The organism is Aneurinibacillus thermoaerophilus, assembly GCF_019603355.1.
GTDB classification, from domain to species: domain Bacteria; phylum Bacillota; class Bacilli; order Aneurinibacillales; family Aneurinibacillaceae; genus Aneurinibacillus; species Aneurinibacillus thermoaerophilus.
This window is the reverse complement of record NZ_CP080764.1, coordinates 2,879,818-2,897,569: the sequence shown is the minus strand read 5'-3', so window position 1 is coordinate 2,897,569 and position 17,752 is coordinate 2,879,818. Positions and strand designations below refer to the sequence as shown.

At 46.8% G+C, this 17,752-nt stretch carries 13 protein-coding genes; 12 read left to right on the top strand and 1 reads right to left on the bottom strand.

The window, feature by feature from the left end:
• The first annotated feature begins 6 nt into the window (after positions 1-6).
• The 4 genes from clpX (at position 7) to yihA (ending at position 6,221) form a co-directional block, all read left to right on the top strand.
• Entirely contained in the window at positions 7-1,278 is a 1,272-nt protein-coding gene (gene clpX / locus K3F53_RS14960; RefSeq protein ID WP_057897850.1) for an ATP-dependent protease ATP-binding subunit ClpX, read from the top strand.
• 186 nt (positions 1,279-1,464) lie between these two features.
• Positions 1,465-3,159 (top strand): ATP-dependent protease LonB, encoded by a 1,695-nt coding sequence (gene lonB / locus K3F53_RS14955; protein WP_057897851.1) that lies wholly within the window; start codon positions 1,465-1,467, stop codon positions 3,157-3,159.
• A gap of 120 nt (positions 3,160-3,279) precedes the next feature.
• Positions 3,280-5,610: an endopeptidase La gene (gene lon, locus K3F53_RS14950; RefSeq protein ID WP_057897852.1), complete on the top strand. Its 2,331-nt coding sequence runs from the start codon at positions 3,280-3,282 to the stop codon at positions 5,608-5,610.
• Positions 5,607-6,221 (top strand): ribosome biogenesis GTP-binding protein YihA/YsxC, encoded by a 615-nt coding sequence (gene yihA / locus K3F53_RS14945; protein WP_220559085.1) that lies wholly within the window; start codon positions 5,607-5,609, stop codon positions 6,219-6,221. The genes lon and yihA overlap by 4 nt, the downstream gene beginning before the upstream one ends.
• Before the next feature lie 46 nt (positions 6,222-6,267).
• Here yihA and K3F53_RS14940 read toward each other — a convergent pair whose 3' ends face one another.
• Positions 6,268-7,188, bottom strand: coding sequence for a DMT family transporter (locus tag K3F53_RS14940; RefSeq protein ID WP_057900235.1), 921 nt, complete (start codon positions 7,186-7,188; stop codon positions 6,268-6,270).
• A 237-nt stretch (positions 7,189-7,425) separates the two neighbouring features.
• Between K3F53_RS14940 and ppx the strand changes: the two genes are divergently transcribed.
• From ppx to hemL, 8 genes are all read left to right on the top strand, one after another.
• Complete coding sequence (gene ppx / locus K3F53_RS14935; protein WP_220559084.1) at positions 7,426-8,955, top strand: exopolyphosphatase; 1,530 nt, start codon at positions 7,426-7,428, stop codon at positions 8,953-8,955.
• 34 nt (positions 8,956-8,989) lie between these two features.
• Positions 8,990-11,164 carry an RNA degradosome polyphosphate kinase gene (locus tag K3F53_RS14930; protein WP_220559083.1) on the top strand — a complete coding sequence of 725 codons (2,175 nt, stop codon included), beginning with the start codon at positions 8,990-8,992 and terminating at the stop codon, positions 11,162-11,164.
• A gap of 261 nt (positions 11,165-11,425) precedes the next feature.
• Positions 11,426-12,775 (top strand): glutamyl-tRNA reductase, encoded by a 1,350-nt coding sequence (gene hemA / locus K3F53_RS14925; protein WP_057897856.1) that lies wholly within the window; start codon positions 11,426-11,428, stop codon positions 12,773-12,775.
• A gap of 30 nt (positions 12,776-12,805) precedes the next feature.
• Positions 12,806-13,627 carry a cytochrome C assembly family protein gene (locus K3F53_RS14920; protein WP_057897857.1) on the top strand — a complete coding sequence of 274 codons (822 nt, stop codon included), beginning with the start codon at positions 12,806-12,808 and terminating at the stop codon, positions 13,625-13,627.
• A gap of 17 nt (positions 13,628-13,644) precedes the next feature.
• Positions 13,645-14,571 carry a hydroxymethylbilane synthase gene (gene hemC, locus K3F53_RS14915; protein ID WP_057897858.1) on the top strand — a complete coding sequence of 309 codons (927 nt, stop codon included), beginning with the start codon at positions 13,645-13,647 and terminating at the stop codon, positions 14,569-14,571.
• A complete protein-coding gene (locus tag K3F53_RS14910) occupies positions 14,568-15,350 on the top strand; it encodes a uroporphyrinogen-III synthase (RefSeq protein ID WP_057897859.1) in 783 nt (260 codons plus the stop codon). Before hemC ends, K3F53_RS14910 begins: the two co-directional genes overlap by 4 nt.
• Before the next feature lie 19 nt (positions 15,351-15,369).
• Complete coding sequence (hemB, locus tag K3F53_RS14905; protein WP_220561054.1) at positions 15,370-16,353, top strand: porphobilinogen synthase; 984 nt, start codon at positions 15,370-15,372, stop codon at positions 16,351-16,353.
• Positions 16,354-16,371: 18 nt separating this feature from the next.
• Positions 16,372-17,661 carry a glutamate-1-semialdehyde 2,1-aminomutase gene (gene hemL / locus K3F53_RS14900; RefSeq protein WP_057897861.1) on the top strand — a complete coding sequence of 430 codons (1,290 nt, stop codon included), beginning with the start codon at positions 16,372-16,374 and terminating at the stop codon, positions 17,659-17,661.
• Positions 17,662-17,752 lie beyond the last annotated feature (91 nt).

The following is a 17,752-nucleotide window of genomic DNA, read 5'->3' as shown; positions in this document are numbered from 1 at the left end:
GATTTCATGTTTAAATTCAACGATGAAAAAGGTCAACTTAAGTGCTCGTTCTGTGGAAAATCTCAGGAGCAAGTCCGTAAGCTTGTGGCTGGCCCTGGAGTATATATTTGCGATGAATGCATCGAGTTGTGTACGGAAATTGTGGAAGAGGAATTGGGTACAGAGGAAGAAATTGACCTGAAAGAAATTCCGAAACCGCATGAAATTCGAGCTTTTCTCGATGATTATGTTATCGGTCAGGACGAGGCGAAGAAGTCGTTATCCGTCGCTGTTTACAACCATTATAAGAGAATCAATACCGGTGCAAAGATTGACGATGTAGAGTTGGCAAAAAGCAATATTTTGATGCTTGGACCTACGGGAAGCGGAAAGACGTTGCTGGCCCAGACGATGGCCCGCATTTTGAACGTACCATTCGCAATTGCGGACGCAACCTCCCTTACGGAAGCTGGATATGTAGGCGAAGACGTTGAAAATATTCTTCTCAAGCTTATTCAGGCAGCGGATTATGATGTGGAAAAAGCGGAACGCGGCATTATTTACATTGACGAAATTGACAAGGTAGCGCGCAAATCCGAGAATCCATCCATTACCCGCGATGTTTCTGGGGAAGGTGTACAGCAGGCATTGCTGAAAATTCTTGAAGGGACGGTGGCTAGCGTGCCGCCGCAGGGCGGGCGCAAGCATCCGCACCAAGAATTTATTCAAATTGATACTTCGAACATCTTGTTCATTGTAGGCGGCGCGTTTGACGGTATCGAATCCATTATTAAGCGTCGTGTCGGTAAAAAGGTTATCGGATTCGGGGCAGAAACTGACTCGAACAAAAAAGATTTAAAATCCGGCGAAATCCTGAAGCAAGTACTCCCGGAAGATTTGCTGAAATTTGGTTTGATTCCGGAATTTGTCGGTCGTCTGCCGGTAATTACTACGCTTGATCCGCTGGATGAAGATGCTTTGGTTCGCATTTTAACCGAACCAAAAAATGCTCTTGTCAAGCAATATCAAAAATTACTTGAAATGGATAATGCCGAATTGGTGTTTACGGAAGGTGCGCTTCGCGAAATTGCGAAAGAAGCAATTAAGCGCAATACAGGCGCGCGTGGTCTGCGTTCCATCATTGAAAGTATCATGCTTGATATCATGTTTGATATTCCGTCCCGCGATGATATTGTTAAGTGCGTGATCACGGAAGAGACCGTCAAACAAAAAGGCAACCCTGAATTGTATACCAAACAGGGTAAACTCATCACGGACAGCAAACCAGAAAGCGCGTAAATGTAGTAAAAGTTGAAAAAAGACGTCGGAATTTTTTCCGGCGTCTTTTTTTTTGGGAAGATGTAATCCAAAAGCAGAAGATATGTCCCGTATTTGCTTTTCGTTTATTCCCTCTCCTTATAGGCAATAATACACCTAGATAACACGGGGCGTTGGAATTCTTGACTTTATACATAGGAGGGACATATGAACTGGACACTTATACTAACATTGATTCAAGTTTTTTTCGCTGTGATTATCGGCATGTATTTCATGAGCTTGCTCAAAAATCAGCGCAGTAGCCGAACCTATGTAGATCGGGAATCGAGAAAAGAAATGGAGCAGCTTCGCAGGATGCGTTCCATTTCTCTTTCTGAACCGCTTGCTGAAAAGACGCGTCCGGCTACGCTAAGCGACATCATTGGTCAGGAGGATGGTCTTCGTGCTTTACGTGCTGCGCTATGCGGCCCGAATCCGCAACACGTTATCATCTATGGTCCTCCTGGGGTCGGCAAAACGGCGGCAGCCCGCGTCATCTTAGAAGAGGCAAAAAAACAGTCTTCTTCTCCGTTTAAAGAAGATGCACAGTTTACGGAAATTGATGCTACAACTGCGCGCTTTGACGAGAGGGGGATTGCTGATCCGCTCATCGGTTCGGTGCATGACCCGATTTACCAAGGCGCGGGCGCCATGGGACAGGCAGGCATTCCGCAACCGAAGCCGGGCGCGGTTACGAAGGCGCATGGTGGGATTTTATTCATAGACGAAATTGGGGAACTTCATCCTGTGCAACTTAATAAATTGTTGAAAGTGCTCGAGGATCGCAAAGTGTTTCTTGAGAGCGCCTATTATAGCGAAGAAAATCAGCAAATCCCTAAACATATTCATGATATTTTTCAGAATGGCCTTCCTGCTGATTTCCGGCTTGTAGGAGCGACAACGCGCACGCCGGATGAACTTCCCCCTGCGCTTCGTTCGCGTTGCTTGGAGATTTTCTTCCGTCCGCTTGTTCCTTCAGAAATTTATACAATCGCAAAAAATGCGGTGGAAAAAATGAAAATGGAAGCGGAAGAAGGAGCGATTGAGTTTTTGACCCGCTATGCTACGAACGGCCGCGAGGCGGTCAATATGATGCAAATCGCTGCTGGAATCGCTATTACGGAACAGCGACAAAAAATTACGAAAGCGGATATCGAATGGGTTGTCAACAGCAGTCAAAAATCCCCACGTCCAGACAAGAAAGTGTTGGGAGGAGCGTACGTCGGACTTGTGAACGGTTTAGCCGTCTACGGACCGAACATGGGCGCTTTATTAGAAATTGAAGTAACGGCCGCGAAAGCTACGGCCCCTGGAATGGGCACGATCACAATTACGGGGGTTGTCGATGAAGAAGAGGTAGGAGGTAGAGGAAGAACGCTGCGTCGTAAGTCAATGGCGCGCAGTTCGCTTGAAAATGTGCTGACCGTTCTTCGGTTGCAGGGAATAGATACATTGGGTTATACGTTGCACGTTAACTTTCCAGGCGGCGTTCCGATTGATGGCCCTTCAGCTGGAATTGCGATGGCAACCGCTATTTATTCTGCGATCACAAAACAGCCGGTGGATAACTACGTCGCTATGACAGGGGAGTTAAGCATTCATGGTACAGTCAAGCCGATTGGGGGCGTGGTTGCTAAAGTGGAAGCAGCCCGCCTGGCTGGCGTCAAAAAAGTGCTGGTGCCGAAAGAGAACTGGCAGGATATTTTTGCACAGATGGAAGGTATCGAGGTTGTAGCAGTAGAAAAGCTGGATGAAGTGCTGCGCTATGCAATTGTACCACAAAACGAGACGGCGTCCCAGACACTTGAAACCGTTCTGCGCCATACGGGTGAAATGCTCAATCCATCTCCTACCTCCATTTGACGTAGTTTATGTTGCTCTAGGGTTAGACAACCAATAGCAGTTAAGCTAAAATGAAGTGAAGAAAACCTTGTATTGGTACTCATTTCATGCCGAAGGTACAGGGATTTGGAGGTAGAAAAGATGGGAACAAACGAAAAAGAGAGACGAATCCCTCTTCTCCCGTTGCGAGGATTGCTGGTGTTTCCCGGCATGGTTCTACACCTTGATGTAGGCCGTCCCAAGTCTGTGAAAGCGCTGGAAAAAGCAATGGTCGACGATAATCTTGTTCTTCTTTCTACACAGGAAGAAGTGCACATTGAGGAACCTGAAAAAGAGCAGATCTTTACCATCGGAACTGTAGTACGAGTAAAGCAAATGCTCAAATTGCCAAATGGAACCATTCGCGTGCTTGTGGAAGGGGTCAGCCGCGCAAAAATAGAGAATTATGTTCAAGAAGATGAGTATTTTGAAGTTCAGATTTCATATCTGGAAGAAGATCAGACAATTACCCCCGAAATTGAAGCATTAATGCGAACCGTGCTTGCCAACTTTGAGCAGTATGTCAACTTATCGAAGAAGATTATTCCGGAGACATTCGCTTCTGTTGCTGATATTAACGAACCCGGCCGTTTAGCGGATATCATTATATCCCACCTTCCGCTTAAAATTCGTGACAAGCAGGATATACTGGAAACCGTGTCGGTGAAGGAGCGCTTAGAAAAGCTGCTTACTATCCTGAATAATGAACGTGAAGTGCTGGAACTGGAGCGGAAAATCGGGCAACGCGTGAAAAAACAGATGGAAAGAACGCAGAAAGAATACTATCTGCGTGAGCAAATGAAGGCCATTCAAAAAGAACTGGGTGAAAAAGAAGGGCGCGCTGGCGAAGTGGAGGAACTGCGCAAGAAATTAGCAGAAGCGAATCCGCCTGCTAATATTGTTGAGAAGGTGGAACGCGAACTGGAACGCCTAGAGAAAACCCCGCCGACAAGCGCCGAAGGCAACGTAATTCGCACATATATCGAATGGTTGATTTCTCTACCGTGGACTAAACGGACGGAAGATAACCTCGACTTGCAGCATGCAGAAAAGGTATTGGATGAAGACCATTTTGGGTTGGAGAAAGCGAAAGAACGCGTACTTGAATATCTAGCTGTGCAAAAGCTTGTAAACAAGCTGAAAGGTCCCATTTTGTGCTTGGTTGGGCCGCCGGGTGTTGGTAAAACGTCGCTGGCTCGCTCCGTAGCCCGGGCACTTAACCGCAAGTTTGTCCGTATTTCCCTTGGTGGAGTTCGCGACGAAGCGGAAATTCGTGGCCATCGCCGTACGTACGTAGGCGCAATGCCAGGCCGCATTATTCAAGGAATGAAGACAGCAGGCACGATGAATCCTGTATTTTTGCTTGATGAAATCGATAAGATGTCCATAGACTTTCGTGGCGATCCGGGGGCAGCGTTGCTGGAGGTGCTTGATCCAAACCAGAATGACACGTTTAGTGATCACTATATTGAAGAGCCATATGATCTGTCGTCCGTTATGTTCATCACGACGGCAAACGCGGTACATACAATTCCGCGCCCGTTGCTTGACCGTATGGAGGTTCTGTACATTCCAGGGTATACGGAAGTCGAGAAACTGAAAATTTGCCAGAACTATTTGTTGCCGAAACAGATGAAAGAGCATGGGCTTGGGCGTGATCGTCTACAGGTGCAGGAAGAAGCGCTGCTTAAAGTCATCCGCCAGTATACGCGGGAAGCGGGCGTACGTAATTTGAATCGGATGATGGAAACGATTTGTCGTAAAGCGGCCCGCATGATCGTCTCAGGCGTGAAAAAGCGTGTCGTTGTAACCGTGAAAACGTTGGAGGATATGCTGGGCAAACCGAGGTTCCGCTACGGCCTTGCCGAGACAGAAGATCAAGTAGGAGCGGTTACCGGGTTGGCCTGGACGGAGGCCGGTGGCGATACGCTCACTATTGAAGTTTCGGTCGTGCCCGGTAAGGGGAAGCTGATGTTAACCGGCCAGTTAGGTGATGTGATGAAAGAGTCGGCACAGGCAGCGTTCAGTTATATTCGTTCCCGATCCGGCGAATTAAATATTGATCCTGATTTCCATGAAAAGTCTGATATTCACATTCACGTTCCAGAAGGTGCGATTCCAAAGGACGGTCCGTCCGCCGGAATCACGATAGCGACAGCGCTTGTGTCTGCGCTCAGCGGTGTGCCGGTTTCCCGTGAGGTTGGCATGACGGGGGAGATTACGCTGAGAGGTCGTGTGTTGCCAATCGGAGGACTAAAAGAGAAAGCGTTAGCTGCCCATCGCGCGGGATTAAAAAAAGTGATTTTGCCCAAAGATAATGAGAAGGATATTGAAGAAATTCCGGAGAGTGTTCGTCAGGATTTAAAATTTATTCCGGTTGAACATCTTGACCAAGTGCTCGATGTGGCGCTTCTGAAGGCGGCGAAAGCATGAAAGTGACACAGGTTGAATTCGTGATCAGCGCGGTTTCTCCCAAGCAATATCCCCAAGGTTCCCTGCCGGAACTCGCTCTGGCAGGGCGTTCTAATGTGGGAAAATCTTCGTTTATTAACAAAATGGCAAACAGAAAAAATCTGGCTCGAACATCTTCTAAACCGGGAAAAACACAAACATTGAACTATTACTTGATTAATAAAGCGTTGTATTTTGTTGATTTGCCAGGGTATGGCTATGCGAAAGTCTCCAAAGCAGAAAAAGCAAAATGGGGACGGATGATGGAGGAATACTTTCAAACAAGACAGCAGTTAAAGGCTGTTATTCACGTTGTCGACATCCGGCACAAGCCGACGAAGGATGATCAAGAAATGTTTTCCTATCTGAAACATTATGAGATTCCGGTTATCGTTGTCGCAACTAAAACCGACAAAATTCCGCGTGGCAAGTGGCAGAAGCATGCGAAAGAGATTCGTGTGATACTTGGAATGGAGAAAGAAGACACGCTTATTCTTTTCTCTGCTGAAACCGGACAGGGCAAAGAGGAAGCATGGACGGCCATTTGGAAAAAAATTCGTGACGGTTCAAGCGAAAAAGAAGAGGGAATATAAAAGCAGTGAAAAACTCGCGGGTGCGCTCCGCGAGTTTTTCTTATTCTTAATATGAAGTGTTTCGTTTTTTTATCCAACTGGTTAATTGTTCGGTTTGCAGTTCCGAAAGAATCATGCCAGTAAAGATGAAAAGACAGCCAATAAGCGCTCGTCCGCCGAGAATTTCGCCATTGAATAAGTAGGCGGTTATAGCAGCAAATACGGGCTCCATTGCATAAATGAGTGCGACGCGGGTTGTAGTCGTAAATCGCTGACATTCTGTTTGTGCCAGAAACGCCAGCGCGGTGGCTGGAATGGCTGTAATAAGCAGTGCCCAGTATATGGAAGGGAGCGTTAGCGTTTCCCATGTTAGCGAGCTTTGCCAGTCTTCGAAAAAGAAAGCCGCTCCTCCGCTTAATACAGCTACAGTAAGAATTTGCACGAACGCAAGCGCCAAGGAAGGAAAATGCGGCGCGTAGCGGCCGGTGAAAATAATTTGCAACGCGAAGCAAATGGCACACATAAATACGAGCAGGTCTCCCTGGTTAATGGAAAATGTATCGCCCAATGTTAAAAGATAAAGGCCAGCTGTGGCTAGGAGCGCCCCGATGATAGCAGGCATTCTTGGCCGTTGTTTTAAGATCAGAAGCGCAAATACAGGTACAAGTACAACGGACAAACCTGTTATAAAACCAGCTTTAGAAGAGGTCGTATATAACAGGCCGATCGTTTGAAAGGCATATCCTGAGAACAGCCAAGCGCCAAGAATTACGCCAGCCCGTATTAACTTGCCGTTTATCTGGCGCAACTGGGGCCGATAAAAAAGCAACAAAAATAAAAGCAAAAAGATTGAAGCAAGAAAAAAGCGTATGCCGTTAAATGTAAGAGGTGGCAACTTGGCTATTGCGTTTTGCACGACAACAAAGGTCGCTCCCCAAACAAGGGCGACAAGCAATAAAATTCCATCCGCAATTATAGACTTTTTCAACACGCTCACATCCTTCATCCCCTATGATACAGCTCTTTCTAGATATATACAAATAATCTTTATTATACCTGAATTATGTATAGAATAAATAAGGAGAACTTTCTGTAAATATGCATCGTGTCGGTTCGTTTAATTGGGAAGGTAATGCGAGTCTTCACAAAACATTTACAAAACTTCAACATTTTTTTATTACAATAACCAGTAGAACATGAAAAGAAGCGATAAGGTTGTGTGCGGATGGGAAAATATAGTGCCGTTATCGACATGGGCTCTAACTCTGTGAGGCTTGTTATTTATTACGAAGCCGCTGGAGGCGCGGTCTATGAAGTTGATAATATTAAGAATACGATTCGTTTAGGCGCTTTTTTGGATGAAAATAACGATATTACTGAACAGGGGATTCAAGAAGCGATTCGCGTTCTTCGACAATATCGTCAACTTTGTCAGGCACGTGAGGTATCTGCGGTAACAGGCGTCGCTACCGCAGCCGTACGCAATGCGCGGAACTGTGAAGCGTTTCTTGAGCAAATTTATCAAGAAACAGGTTTTACATTGCGCGTGCTTTCAGGGGAAGAAGAAGCGTATTACGGATATTTGGCGGTGGTTAATACAATGAACATCACCGAAGCGTTGACAGTGGATATCGGTGGTGCAAGTTCGGAATTGGTTAAAATCTCCGGTCGGAAGCTCGCGGAAAGCCATAGCTTTCCGTTTGGAGCGGTTACGTTAACGAGGCGCTTTTTTGGTCATTTTTCCCCAACTGAGGCGGAAATAGCAGCGATGGAGGAGTATTTGCGGAAAGAATTTTCCGCTTACTCATGGATAAAGGAAAAAAAATATCCTCTCATCGGTATAGGAGGTACAGTACGAAACCTTGGAAAAGTGCATCAAAAAATGACACGTTATCCGTTTCCCGGTCTTCATTATTACCAGATGAAGAAGTACCAGGTTGATTCAGTCTACCATTATCTAAGAGAACTTTCTCCAGCGCAGATGCAGAATGTAGAGGGATTGTCGAAGGAAAGAGCCGACATTATTGTCGCTGGTATCTCTATTATTAAAATTTTGTTGGAATATATAGGTACGAGTAAGTTTATTATCAGTAATAAAGGTCTTAGAGACGGCGTTTATATGGAAGCGCGTCTTCAAGCAAGGAACTTGCCTTTAATTGAAGATGTGGTTGAAGAAGGGGTAGCCATGTTTATGGCTAATTACAACGTTAACGTCTTACATGCCCGGCATGTGGACAGTGTGTGTCGCACAATGTTTGACCAGCTTGCCCGCCAGGGACTTCATATCTACGGCGAGGAAGAGCGGCGGCTGTTGAGTGTTGCTGCCCGATTGCATGATATCGGTCGTATGATTAATCTTGGTGAATGGCAGCAACATACCTTTTACTTACTTATGCATGTATTGCTGCCGGGTCTGACCCACAGAGAACAGCTTCTCACTGCGCTCATTGCTTCTTATAAAGGGGCAAAACGGCTACAGAGACTTGTCGCACCTTATGAATCGCTCGTTTCTGAAGCTGATTTGCAAATGGTGGAACAACTTGGACTGCTTTTGCTTATGGCCCGTGCGCTCGACCGTACGGAAAGCCAGCAGGTATCCAATGTTAAGCTTACGCGGGAAGGAAAGTGTGTGATACTGCGATGTCAAGGGGTGGATGAACGTTCGCTGGAAGCGCAAACACTTGAAGAACATAGGAAGAAATTTAAAAAGCAATTTGGAATTCCGCTTCATGTGAAGTGGGCAAAAACACCATGAGAAAAATCATTAATTAAAGAAGAGGTATCAGATTATGGGGCAAGGAAGAAAAAGTCTTGAAAATAAAAGAGGTGATACGATCGATTTTGATTGCACGGAATACTATATTAACCGTGAACTAAGCTGGCTCGCCTTTAATCATCGCGTGCTGGAAGAAGCGGAAGATGAAAAAAATCCGTTGCTGGAGCGTCTTAAGTTTCTGGCGATTACAAGCTCAAATCTGGATGAATTTTTTATGATCCGGGTCGGCTCAATGAAAGACCAGGAAAAGCACGGAATTACGACCCCGGATAACAAATCTGGCATGACCCCCCGCCAGCAACTGGAAGCCGTTTCACGGGAGGCGCACAAAATGGTGGAAAAGCAGTATAGACTATTGCACGAAACGTTTATTCCGTTGCTTGCCTCTTACGGCATTTCGTTTGTAAAGCCTGAGGAGTTGACAGAAGAGCAGCACAGATTTGTGAGGACCTACTTTTATGACCGCATTTATCCGGTTTTGACCCCGATGGCGGTTGATGCAAGCCGTCCGTTCCCAATGCTTTTGAACAGAAGTGTTAATCTAGCCGTAACATTGGACAGTGAACGAGATGGAAAAAGCAAGTTGCTGTTTGCTGTGGTGCAGGTGCCTTCGGTATTGCCGCGCTATATTCAGCTGCCCAGTCCGGAAGGAATCGCGCAGTTTATTCTGCTTGAAGATGTCATTTGCCACTATGTGGATTTCCTGTTTAAGGGCAATCGTATTCTTTCAGTCAAACCGTTTCGTATTACGCGTAACGCCGATTTGACGCTTGATGAAGAAGGTACGGAGGATTTATTGAAAGAAATCCAGAAAGAATTAAAAAAGCGCAGATGGAGTTCTGCTGTGCGGCTTGAAGTAACATGTGAAATGGATGAGTACATGAAGGCAATTTTGCAAGAGTCGTTAGAAATCGAAGCGTGCGATATTTATGAAGTTGAAGGGCCGCTGGATTTAACGTTTCTAATGAAGTTTGTTCTGTCGTTACCTGGCTACAACGAATTGCGCTACCGCAGTTTACCGCCGCAGCCGCCGGCCGATTTTATCGGGGAAAATAACATCTTCGAAGCCATTGCCCATAAGGATATTCTCGTGCACCATCCGTATGAATCATTCGATCCGGTCGTCCACTTTGTTAAACAGGCGGCGGATGATCCAAATGTGTTAGCAATCAAGCAAACGCTGTACAGGGTCAGCGGGGACTCTCCCATCGTAAATGCGCTCGCGAAAGCGGCAGAGAACGGCAAGCAGGTTACGGTTCTTGTTGAACTCAAAGCGCGGTTTGACGAGGAAAACAACATCGTCTGGGCGAAGAAGTTGGAAAAAGCGGGATGCCATGTGATTTATGGATTGGTCGGGTTAAAAACTCACTGTAAAATTACGCTTATTGTGCGTCAGGAAGGGCAGAAGCTTATTCGGTACGTTCACCTTGGCACAGGCAATTATAATGATTCCACCGCGCGGCTTTACACCGATTTGGGGATGTTTACATGCAACGAACAGTTTGGTATTGATGCGTCCTATATTTTCAATCATTTGTCCGGTTATTCCAAGCCACCCAAGTGGAAAAAAATAGAGGTTGCTCCGAATGGTTTGCGCAACCGGATTTTGCAGTTGATTGACAACGAAATTGCAAAAAGCACACTGGAAAAGCCAGGACGCATTATTTTAAAAATGAATTCCCTGACCGATAAAAAGTTAATTAAAGCTTTATTCAAAGCGTCGATTGCAGGTGTGCAGATTGATATGATTGTACGGGGCATTTGTTGTCTGCGCCCTGGCATGCCGGGCATAAGCGAGAATATACGCGTGCGCAGCATTGTGGATCGGTTCCTGGAACATTCACGGGTTTTCTATTTCCAAAATGGCGGCGATGAACTGGTGTATCTATCAAGCGCAGATTGGATGACACGCAATATGGAGCGGCGTGTGGAAATTATGTTTCCGATTGAGGTGAAATCGCTCAAAGAACGTGTAAAAGATATTTTACATATATTACTTAGTGATAATGTCAAGGCAAGGACGCTGAAGCCGGACGGCACATATACGAGAGTACAGCCAAGAGAAGGGGAGCCGCATGTGCATGCCCAGTTGTATTTTCACGAACTGGCGGTAAAAAACACGAAAAAAATTCGGCAGACTCCCTATATGAAGCAATTGAAGCCAAAAACCCATGTGGAAGAAGAATGATGGATAAACAGGTGTTCCGTAGATTGACACGGGACGCCTGTTTGTTTGTGTGCGCTTTTCTGATATAATAAATGTTGGGAATATGATGCATGGAATTTAATGTGTCTCCATAAATTTTTCACATTTTGATTCAGTTTTTGATAAAGAAAGTGATATAATTAATAACATGTGAAAATAGGCGCATATTGCGGACGGATAAGGGAACAGAATAATAAATGAATTTGATGGAACGGGAAATATAAAGAGGTAGGGGTGTCAATTATGCACATTCTAACAATCGGGTTGAATTATCGCACAGCGCCAGTCGAAATCCGCGAGCGGTTTGCGTTTGCGGAACAAGACAGGCTGAAGGCGCTGACGAAACTAAAAAATACGAAAAGCATATTAGAGTGTGTAATTATTGGCACCTGTAACCGTACGGAGATTTATGGGGTCGTTGACCAGTTGCATACGGGACGCCATTTCATGAAGAATTACCTTTCTGAATGGTTTGGTGTACCGCGTGAAGAATTTATTGACCATATTTATATAAAAGAAAATGATGACGCTGTGCAGCATCTGTTTCGTGTCGCCTGTGGTTTGGATTCTATGGTATTGGGTGAGACACAAATTCTTGGACAGGTAAAGGATGCATTCCAGTTGGCGCAAACAAACGGCGCAACGGGAATTGTGTTCAACAAGCTGTTTCAGCAGGCGATTACATTGGCCAAGCGTGCCCATTCGGAGACGGACATTAATAAAAATGCTGTCTCGACGAGCTATGCGGCGATTGAATTGGGCAAAAAAGTGTTTGGTTATTTTAATGACAAGACCGTTCTTGTGCTTGGCGCGGGAAAGATGAGCGAATTAACTGCGAAGCATCTGCATGCAAATGGTGCCGCACGCGTGCTTGTGGTAAACCGCACGTACGAGCGTGCGCTGGCGCTGGCCGATAAATTTCGCGGGGTTGCCTTACCGATGGAACGGCTGGACGAGGCGCTTGTACTTGCTGATATTGTGATCAGTTCGACGGGTGCTGACGCTTATGTGGTAACGAGGCGGAACGTGGAAGCGATTATGCGAAAACGCCGTAACCGTCCGCTGTTTATGATAGATATTGCTGTGCCGCGCGATTTGGATCCGGAGATTAATGATTTGGATGGGGTTTATCTGTACGATATCGATGATTTGGAAGGAATTGTTGCGGCCAACCTGCGTGAGCGTGCGCGTGAAGCTGAGAAAATTTGCATAATGATCAACGAGGAATGGCTCGCTTTCAAATCATGGCTAAATACGCTTGGCGTGGGTCCGCTTATCGGGGCGCTGCGCGAAAAGCTGCTTGCTTACCAGCAGGAAGCGCTGCGTAATATTCAGAACAAATGTCCAGAGTTAACCGAGAAAGAAATTCGGATGATCAATAAGCAGACCCGTAGTCTGATTAACCAAATCATGCACGACCCGATCGTCCGTCTCAAGGAAATGGCAGGACAGCCGGGGGCGGATGAGGCGTTGAATATGTTTGTGAAGCTGTTTGCTCTTGAAGGTTTGTTTGAAGAGATGACACAAGCGGAGGAAGAAACAGAAGAATCGTACATTCCGCTTCGACAACGCAGAGCGCAGCAAGCTTTCTAGTTTTGCTCCTGAGGAGAGGAGTTATGTCCATTGTTTCATGAAAGCTTAATTTATGATGTCATTATCTATATTTATGCTTGCAGCATCCTGCTGTATTTTGCTGATTTTCTAAACCGCAGCCGGAAGGTAAATCGTATCGCCTTCTGGCTGCTTGCTATTGTTTGGGCGCTGCAAAGCGTCTTTTTTGTCCTTAGCATGGTTGAGAAAGAGTATTTCCCGGTACTCACACTATTTGAAACGCTCTTTTTTTATTCATGGATATTGGTCACTTTCTCCCTTGTCATCAATTATTTGTTTAGGGTGGATCTGCTGGTATTCTTCACGAATGTTCTCGGATTTTCCGTGCTGGCGCTCAACTTCTTTGCCAACAAAGAAGCGTCGCCGATGGTGGCTGAGCGCCTTACATCGGAACTGCTCTTCATTCACATCAGTCTAGCGCTCGTCTCATACGGGGCGTTCTCGCTTTCGTTTATTTTTTCGCTTATGTATCTTGTCGAGGACAGGATGCTGAAGCAAAAAATGTGGAATAAATGGTTGCAAAGGCTACCAGGACTTGGACTTCTTGATTTGTATTCATATCGACTGAACATGATAGGGGTTCCGCTTTTACTTCTGGCGCTAATTTTGGGAGCGATTTGGGCTCATCTAAAAGTGAATGCTAGCATTTGGCTTGACCCTAAAGTGCTCGTATCCGTTGCTGTGTTTATCGCTTATTCCCTTTATTTGTATCAGCGCGTGACTTACGGCTGGATGGGTCGCAAGCTGGCGTTATGGAATGCGGGAGCGTTTATGCTGATTTTGCTGAACTATTTCATTTCCGGGTCTGTCTTATCTTTTCATCAGTGGCTGTAGGAAGGGAGATATGAATAATGAGAAAAATTGTTGTAGGTTCCAGGCAAAGCGCGCTGGCGTTAACACAGACAAACTGGGTGGTTGACCGGCTAAAAAGCTTTGGTCTTCCTTTTGAATTCGAGATTAAAAAAATTGTGACAAAAGGGGACCGTATTCTTGATGTGACCCTGTCCAAAGTAGGCGGCAAAGGATTGTTTGTCAAAGAAATTGAACAGGCGCTACTTGATGGAGAGATCGATATGGCGGTTCACAGCATGAAAGATATGCCGGCCGTATTGCCGAAAGGTCTTACTATCGGCTGCGTGCCGCAACGCGTAGACGTGCGGGATGTGCTCATTAGCGAACACGGCACTCCGCTGGATAAGCTTCCGGCGGGTTCCGTTGTAGGAACAAGCAGCCTCCGGCGTGCGGCCCAATTGAAAGCGCTCCGTCCGGATCTTGTTATTGAACCGATTCGGGGCAATATTGATACCCGCATGCGTAAGCTGAAAGAAGAAAGCTTTTCGGCTATTGTTCTGGCGGCAGCTGGTCTGGAGCGGATGCAGTGGAACGGGGAAATTACCGAATTTTTCCCGGTTGAAGTGAGTCTGCCCGCAGTTGGGCAGGGAGCGCTTGCGATTGAGTGCCGCGAAGACGACACAGAACTGCTGGAATTGTTAAGTAAGCTTCATCATGAAGAAACAGCGCTTGCCGTCCGGGCGGAGCGCGCCTTTTTACGCACATTGGAAGGCGGTTGCCAGGTACCGATTGCCGCTCATGCTATTGTTACGGATGGAGCCATTTCCCTGACCGGCCTTGTGGCTGACCCGGATGGAGAGAATGTACTCAAAGAAAGTATCAAAGGTACCGATCCTGAGCAGCTTGGGGTGCAGCTTGCCAGGAAGTTAAAAGAAAAAGGCGCCGATACCATTCTGGAAAAAGTGAGTAAGGAAAACCAAGCATGAACGCTGTCCGTCCACTTGAAGGCAAGCGTATTGTCGTGACGAGAGCACGGGAACAAGCGGAAGAGTTTATCCGCAAAATCGAGCGGCTGGGTGGCGAGGCCATCGCCTGTCCGGTTATTCGGTTTGTGCCGCCTTCTGATCCTGCTCCTCTTGATCGCGCCTTGCGCGCTCTGCCCTCATTTGACTGGCTGTTTTTCACCAGTGTAAATGGGGTTGCTTTTTTCTTTCGGCGCCTTGCGGAACTCGGGTATAGCATGGACGATTTTAATGGACAGATTGCCGCCGTAGGGAAAAAGACAGCTGCCGCTCTTGCAGATAGAGGATTTTTCGTGCCGCATATTCCCGGTAAATTTACTGCCGAACATCTGGTAGAGATAATGAAGGATAAGCTAGAGCCGGGGCAAAAAGCGCTGCTGCCCCGGGCAAACATCGGCCGTGAAGTACTTCCGGAAGGACTTAGGGCGCTTGGATTGGAAGTGACAGATGCGCCCGCTTATGATACGGTAAGGGCAGAGGAAAATATTGCTCAAATGAAGAGGCAATTAAAGCAGAAGAAAGTCGACATGGTCACGTTCACCAGTCCGTCTACGGTACGCCATTTTTTAGCTGGTTTTAGCGAACAAGAGAGGCAGGAGTATCTGGCGGGAGTACATATCGGAGTTATCGGTCCTGTTACTGCGAAGGCGGTGCAGGATGCCGGACTTTCTGTCCATGTGATGGGCGACGAATACAGCATTGACGGTCTGCTGCGGGCCATTTTGAATTATACCGGGTGGTAACCCGAAGGAGGATGGAATGATGTCTTTACATTTTCAACGCCATCGCCGTCTGCGTACAACAGCCGCGATGAGGAATCTTGTCCGCGAGACGTATTTGCATACGAATGACTTTATTTATCCGTTATTTGTTGTGGAAGGCGATAATATAAAACATGAGATCTCTTCCATGCCGGGCGTGTTCCATTATTCCTTAGACCGCCTTGAAGAAGAAGTTGCTGAAGTGGTGGAGCTGGGAATTCAGTCGGTGATAGTATTTGGTGTGCCGAACCATAAAGATGAATGCGGGTCAGAGGCTTATGCGGAAAATGGTATCGTGCAGCAGGCGATTCGAAAAATTAAACAGTGGGCACCGCAACTTGTGACGATGGCCGACACTTGCCTGTGTCAGTACACTGAACATGGCCATTGCGGTGTGGTGCGCGATGGTTATGTGGATAACGACCCGAGTTTGGAATTGCTTGTAAAAACGGCGGTTTCCCAGGCGGCGGCTGGCGCTGATGTGATCGCGCCTTCCAATATGATGGACGGGTTTGTTGCAGCAATTCGGCAAGGACTTGATGAAGCTGGTTTTATCAATACGCCGATTATGTCGTATGCCGTCAAATATGCTTCCCAATTCTATGGACCGTTTCGTGATGCCGCACATTCCGCGCCGCAGTTCGGCGATCGTAAAACGTACCAGATGGATCCGGCCAACCGTCGCGAAGCGCTGCGTGAGGCGGCTTCCGACGTGGCAGAAGGAGCGGATATGCTAATGGTGAAACCGGCGATGGCTTACATGGATATTATCCGTGAAGTAAAAGACAGCTTTGACCTTCCTGTGGCAGCTTACAATGTAAGCGGTGAGTATTCTATGATTAAAGCGGCGGCTTTGCGAGGCTGGGTTGATGAGAAGGCTATTACGCTTGAACTGCTCACCGGACTGAAGCGTGCTGGTGCTGATATGATTTTAACGTATTCAGCGAAAGATGCGGCCCGCTGGTTGAAGGAAATAGATAAATAATAACAGGGGGGCATGACAATGCATAAAGTGTACAACAAATCAATCGAAAGTTTCGCCGAAGCAAAAAAATATATGCCGGGCGGAGTAAATAGCCCTGTACGCGCTTTCAAATCGGTTGGCATGAACCCGGTGTATATGGAGCGTGGTGTCGGTTCAAAAATTTATGATGTGGATGGAAATGAATACATTGACTATGTATGTTCTTGGGGTCCATTGATTCTGGGGCATTGCCATCCAGCAGTGCAGGAAGCACTCAAAGAAACGCTGGAAAAAGGCACAAGTTTCGGTGCACCGACTGTGCTTGAGACGGAGATGGCCAAGCTTGTATGCGAAATCGTGCCCTCCGTGGAAGTTGTGCGTATGGTTAATTCTGGAACGGAAGCGACGATGAGCGCGCTTCGCTTGGCGCGCGGGTACACGAAGCGTGATAAAATTATGAAGTTTGAAGGATGTTATCATGGACATGGCGACAGTCTGCTTATCAAAGCCGGTTCCGGTGTAGCAACGCTAGGATTACCGGACAGTCCGGGTGTACCTGCTTCCCTGGCAGCCAACACCATTACGGTGCCGTATAATGATTTGGAAAGCGTAAAATTAGCATTTGAGCGTTTTGGACATGAATTGGCGGCTGTTATCGTCGAGCCAGTAGCGGGCAACATGGGTGTCGTTCCGGCGCTGCCGGGCTTTTTGGAGGGGCTGCGTAAACTGACAAAAGAATATGGAACGATATTAATTTTTGATGAGGTTATGACCGGATTCCGCGTGGCGTACAACTGCGGCCAGGGTCGTTTCGGCATTACGCCTGACTTAACGACGATGGGAAAAGTAATCGGCGGGGGTCTTCCGGTCGGTGCGTACGGCGGCAAGGAAGAAATCATGCGCCAAATTGCACCGGATGGTCCCGTGTATCAGGCAGGTACATTGTCGGGAAATCCGTTGGCAATGGCAGCCGGTTACGCGACATTGAAAGAACTCAGCAAGCCAGGTGTGTATGAAGAGTTAGAACGTAAGAGCGCCCGTCTGGAAGAAGGCATTGCCGCTAACGCGAAAGAACTGGGTATTCCAATCCATATCAACCGCGTTGGCTCTATGATAGGCGTCTTCTTTACCGATCAGAAAGTAATCAACTATGAAACGGCAAAAACGTCTGACCTGGATCGTTTCGCCAAATACTTCCGTCTGATGCTAGAAGAAGGCATTTCGCTACCGCCGTCACAGTTTGAAGGGATGTTTGTATCTACGGCCCACACGGACGAAGATATTGAACGGACGATTGCAGCGAACTACAATGCGTTGAAGCAACTATAATTCGATGTGCTAAATACCTGAGACCTTTTCGGTTTCGGGTATTTTTTTATATGTTTATGGCTTTCTTTCGTTTTATGATGCTGTGCGAAAA

Bases quoted from the DNA above. Each gene is read 5' to 3' on its own strand.
- yihA (WP_220559085.1), top strand. From the start codon at position 5,607: ATGAAAGTGACACAGGTTGAATTCGTGATCAGCGCGGTTTCTCCCAAG.
- hemA (WP_057897856.1), top strand. From the start codon at position 11,426: ATGCACATTCTAACAATCGGGTTGAATTATCGCACAGCGCCAGTCGAA.
- lonB (WP_057897851.1), top strand. From the start codon at position 1,465: ATGAACTGGACACTTATACTAACATTGATTCAAGTTTTTTTCGCTGTG.
- K3F53_RS14930 (WP_220559083.1), top strand. From the start codon at position 8,990: ATGGGGCAAGGAAGAAAAAGTCTTGAAAATAAAAGAGGTGATACGATC.
- K3F53_RS14910 (WP_057897859.1), top strand. From the start codon at position 14,568: ATGAACGCTGTCCGTCCACTTGAAGGCAAGCGTATTGTCGTGACGAGA.
- ppx (WP_220559084.1), top strand. From the start codon at position 7,426: ATGGGAAAATATAGTGCCGTTATCGACATGGGCTCTAACTCTGTGAGG.
- hemB (WP_220561054.1), top strand. From the start codon at position 15,370: ATGTCTTTACATTTTCAACGCCATCGCCGTCTGCGTACAACAGCCGCG.
- hemC (WP_057897858.1), top strand. From the start codon at position 13,645: ATGAGAAAAATTGTTGTAGGTTCCAGGCAAAGCGCGCTGGCGTTAACA.
- lon (WP_057897852.1), top strand. From the start codon at position 3,280: ATGGGAACAAACGAAAAAGAGAGACGAATCCCTCTTCTCCCGTTGCGA.
- clpX (WP_057897850.1), top strand. From the start codon at position 7: ATGTTTAAATTCAACGATGAAAAAGGTCAACTTAAGTGCTCGTTCTGT.
- hemL (WP_057897861.1), top strand. From the start codon at position 16,372: ATGCATAAAGTGTACAACAAATCAATCGAAAGTTTCGCCGAAGCAAAA.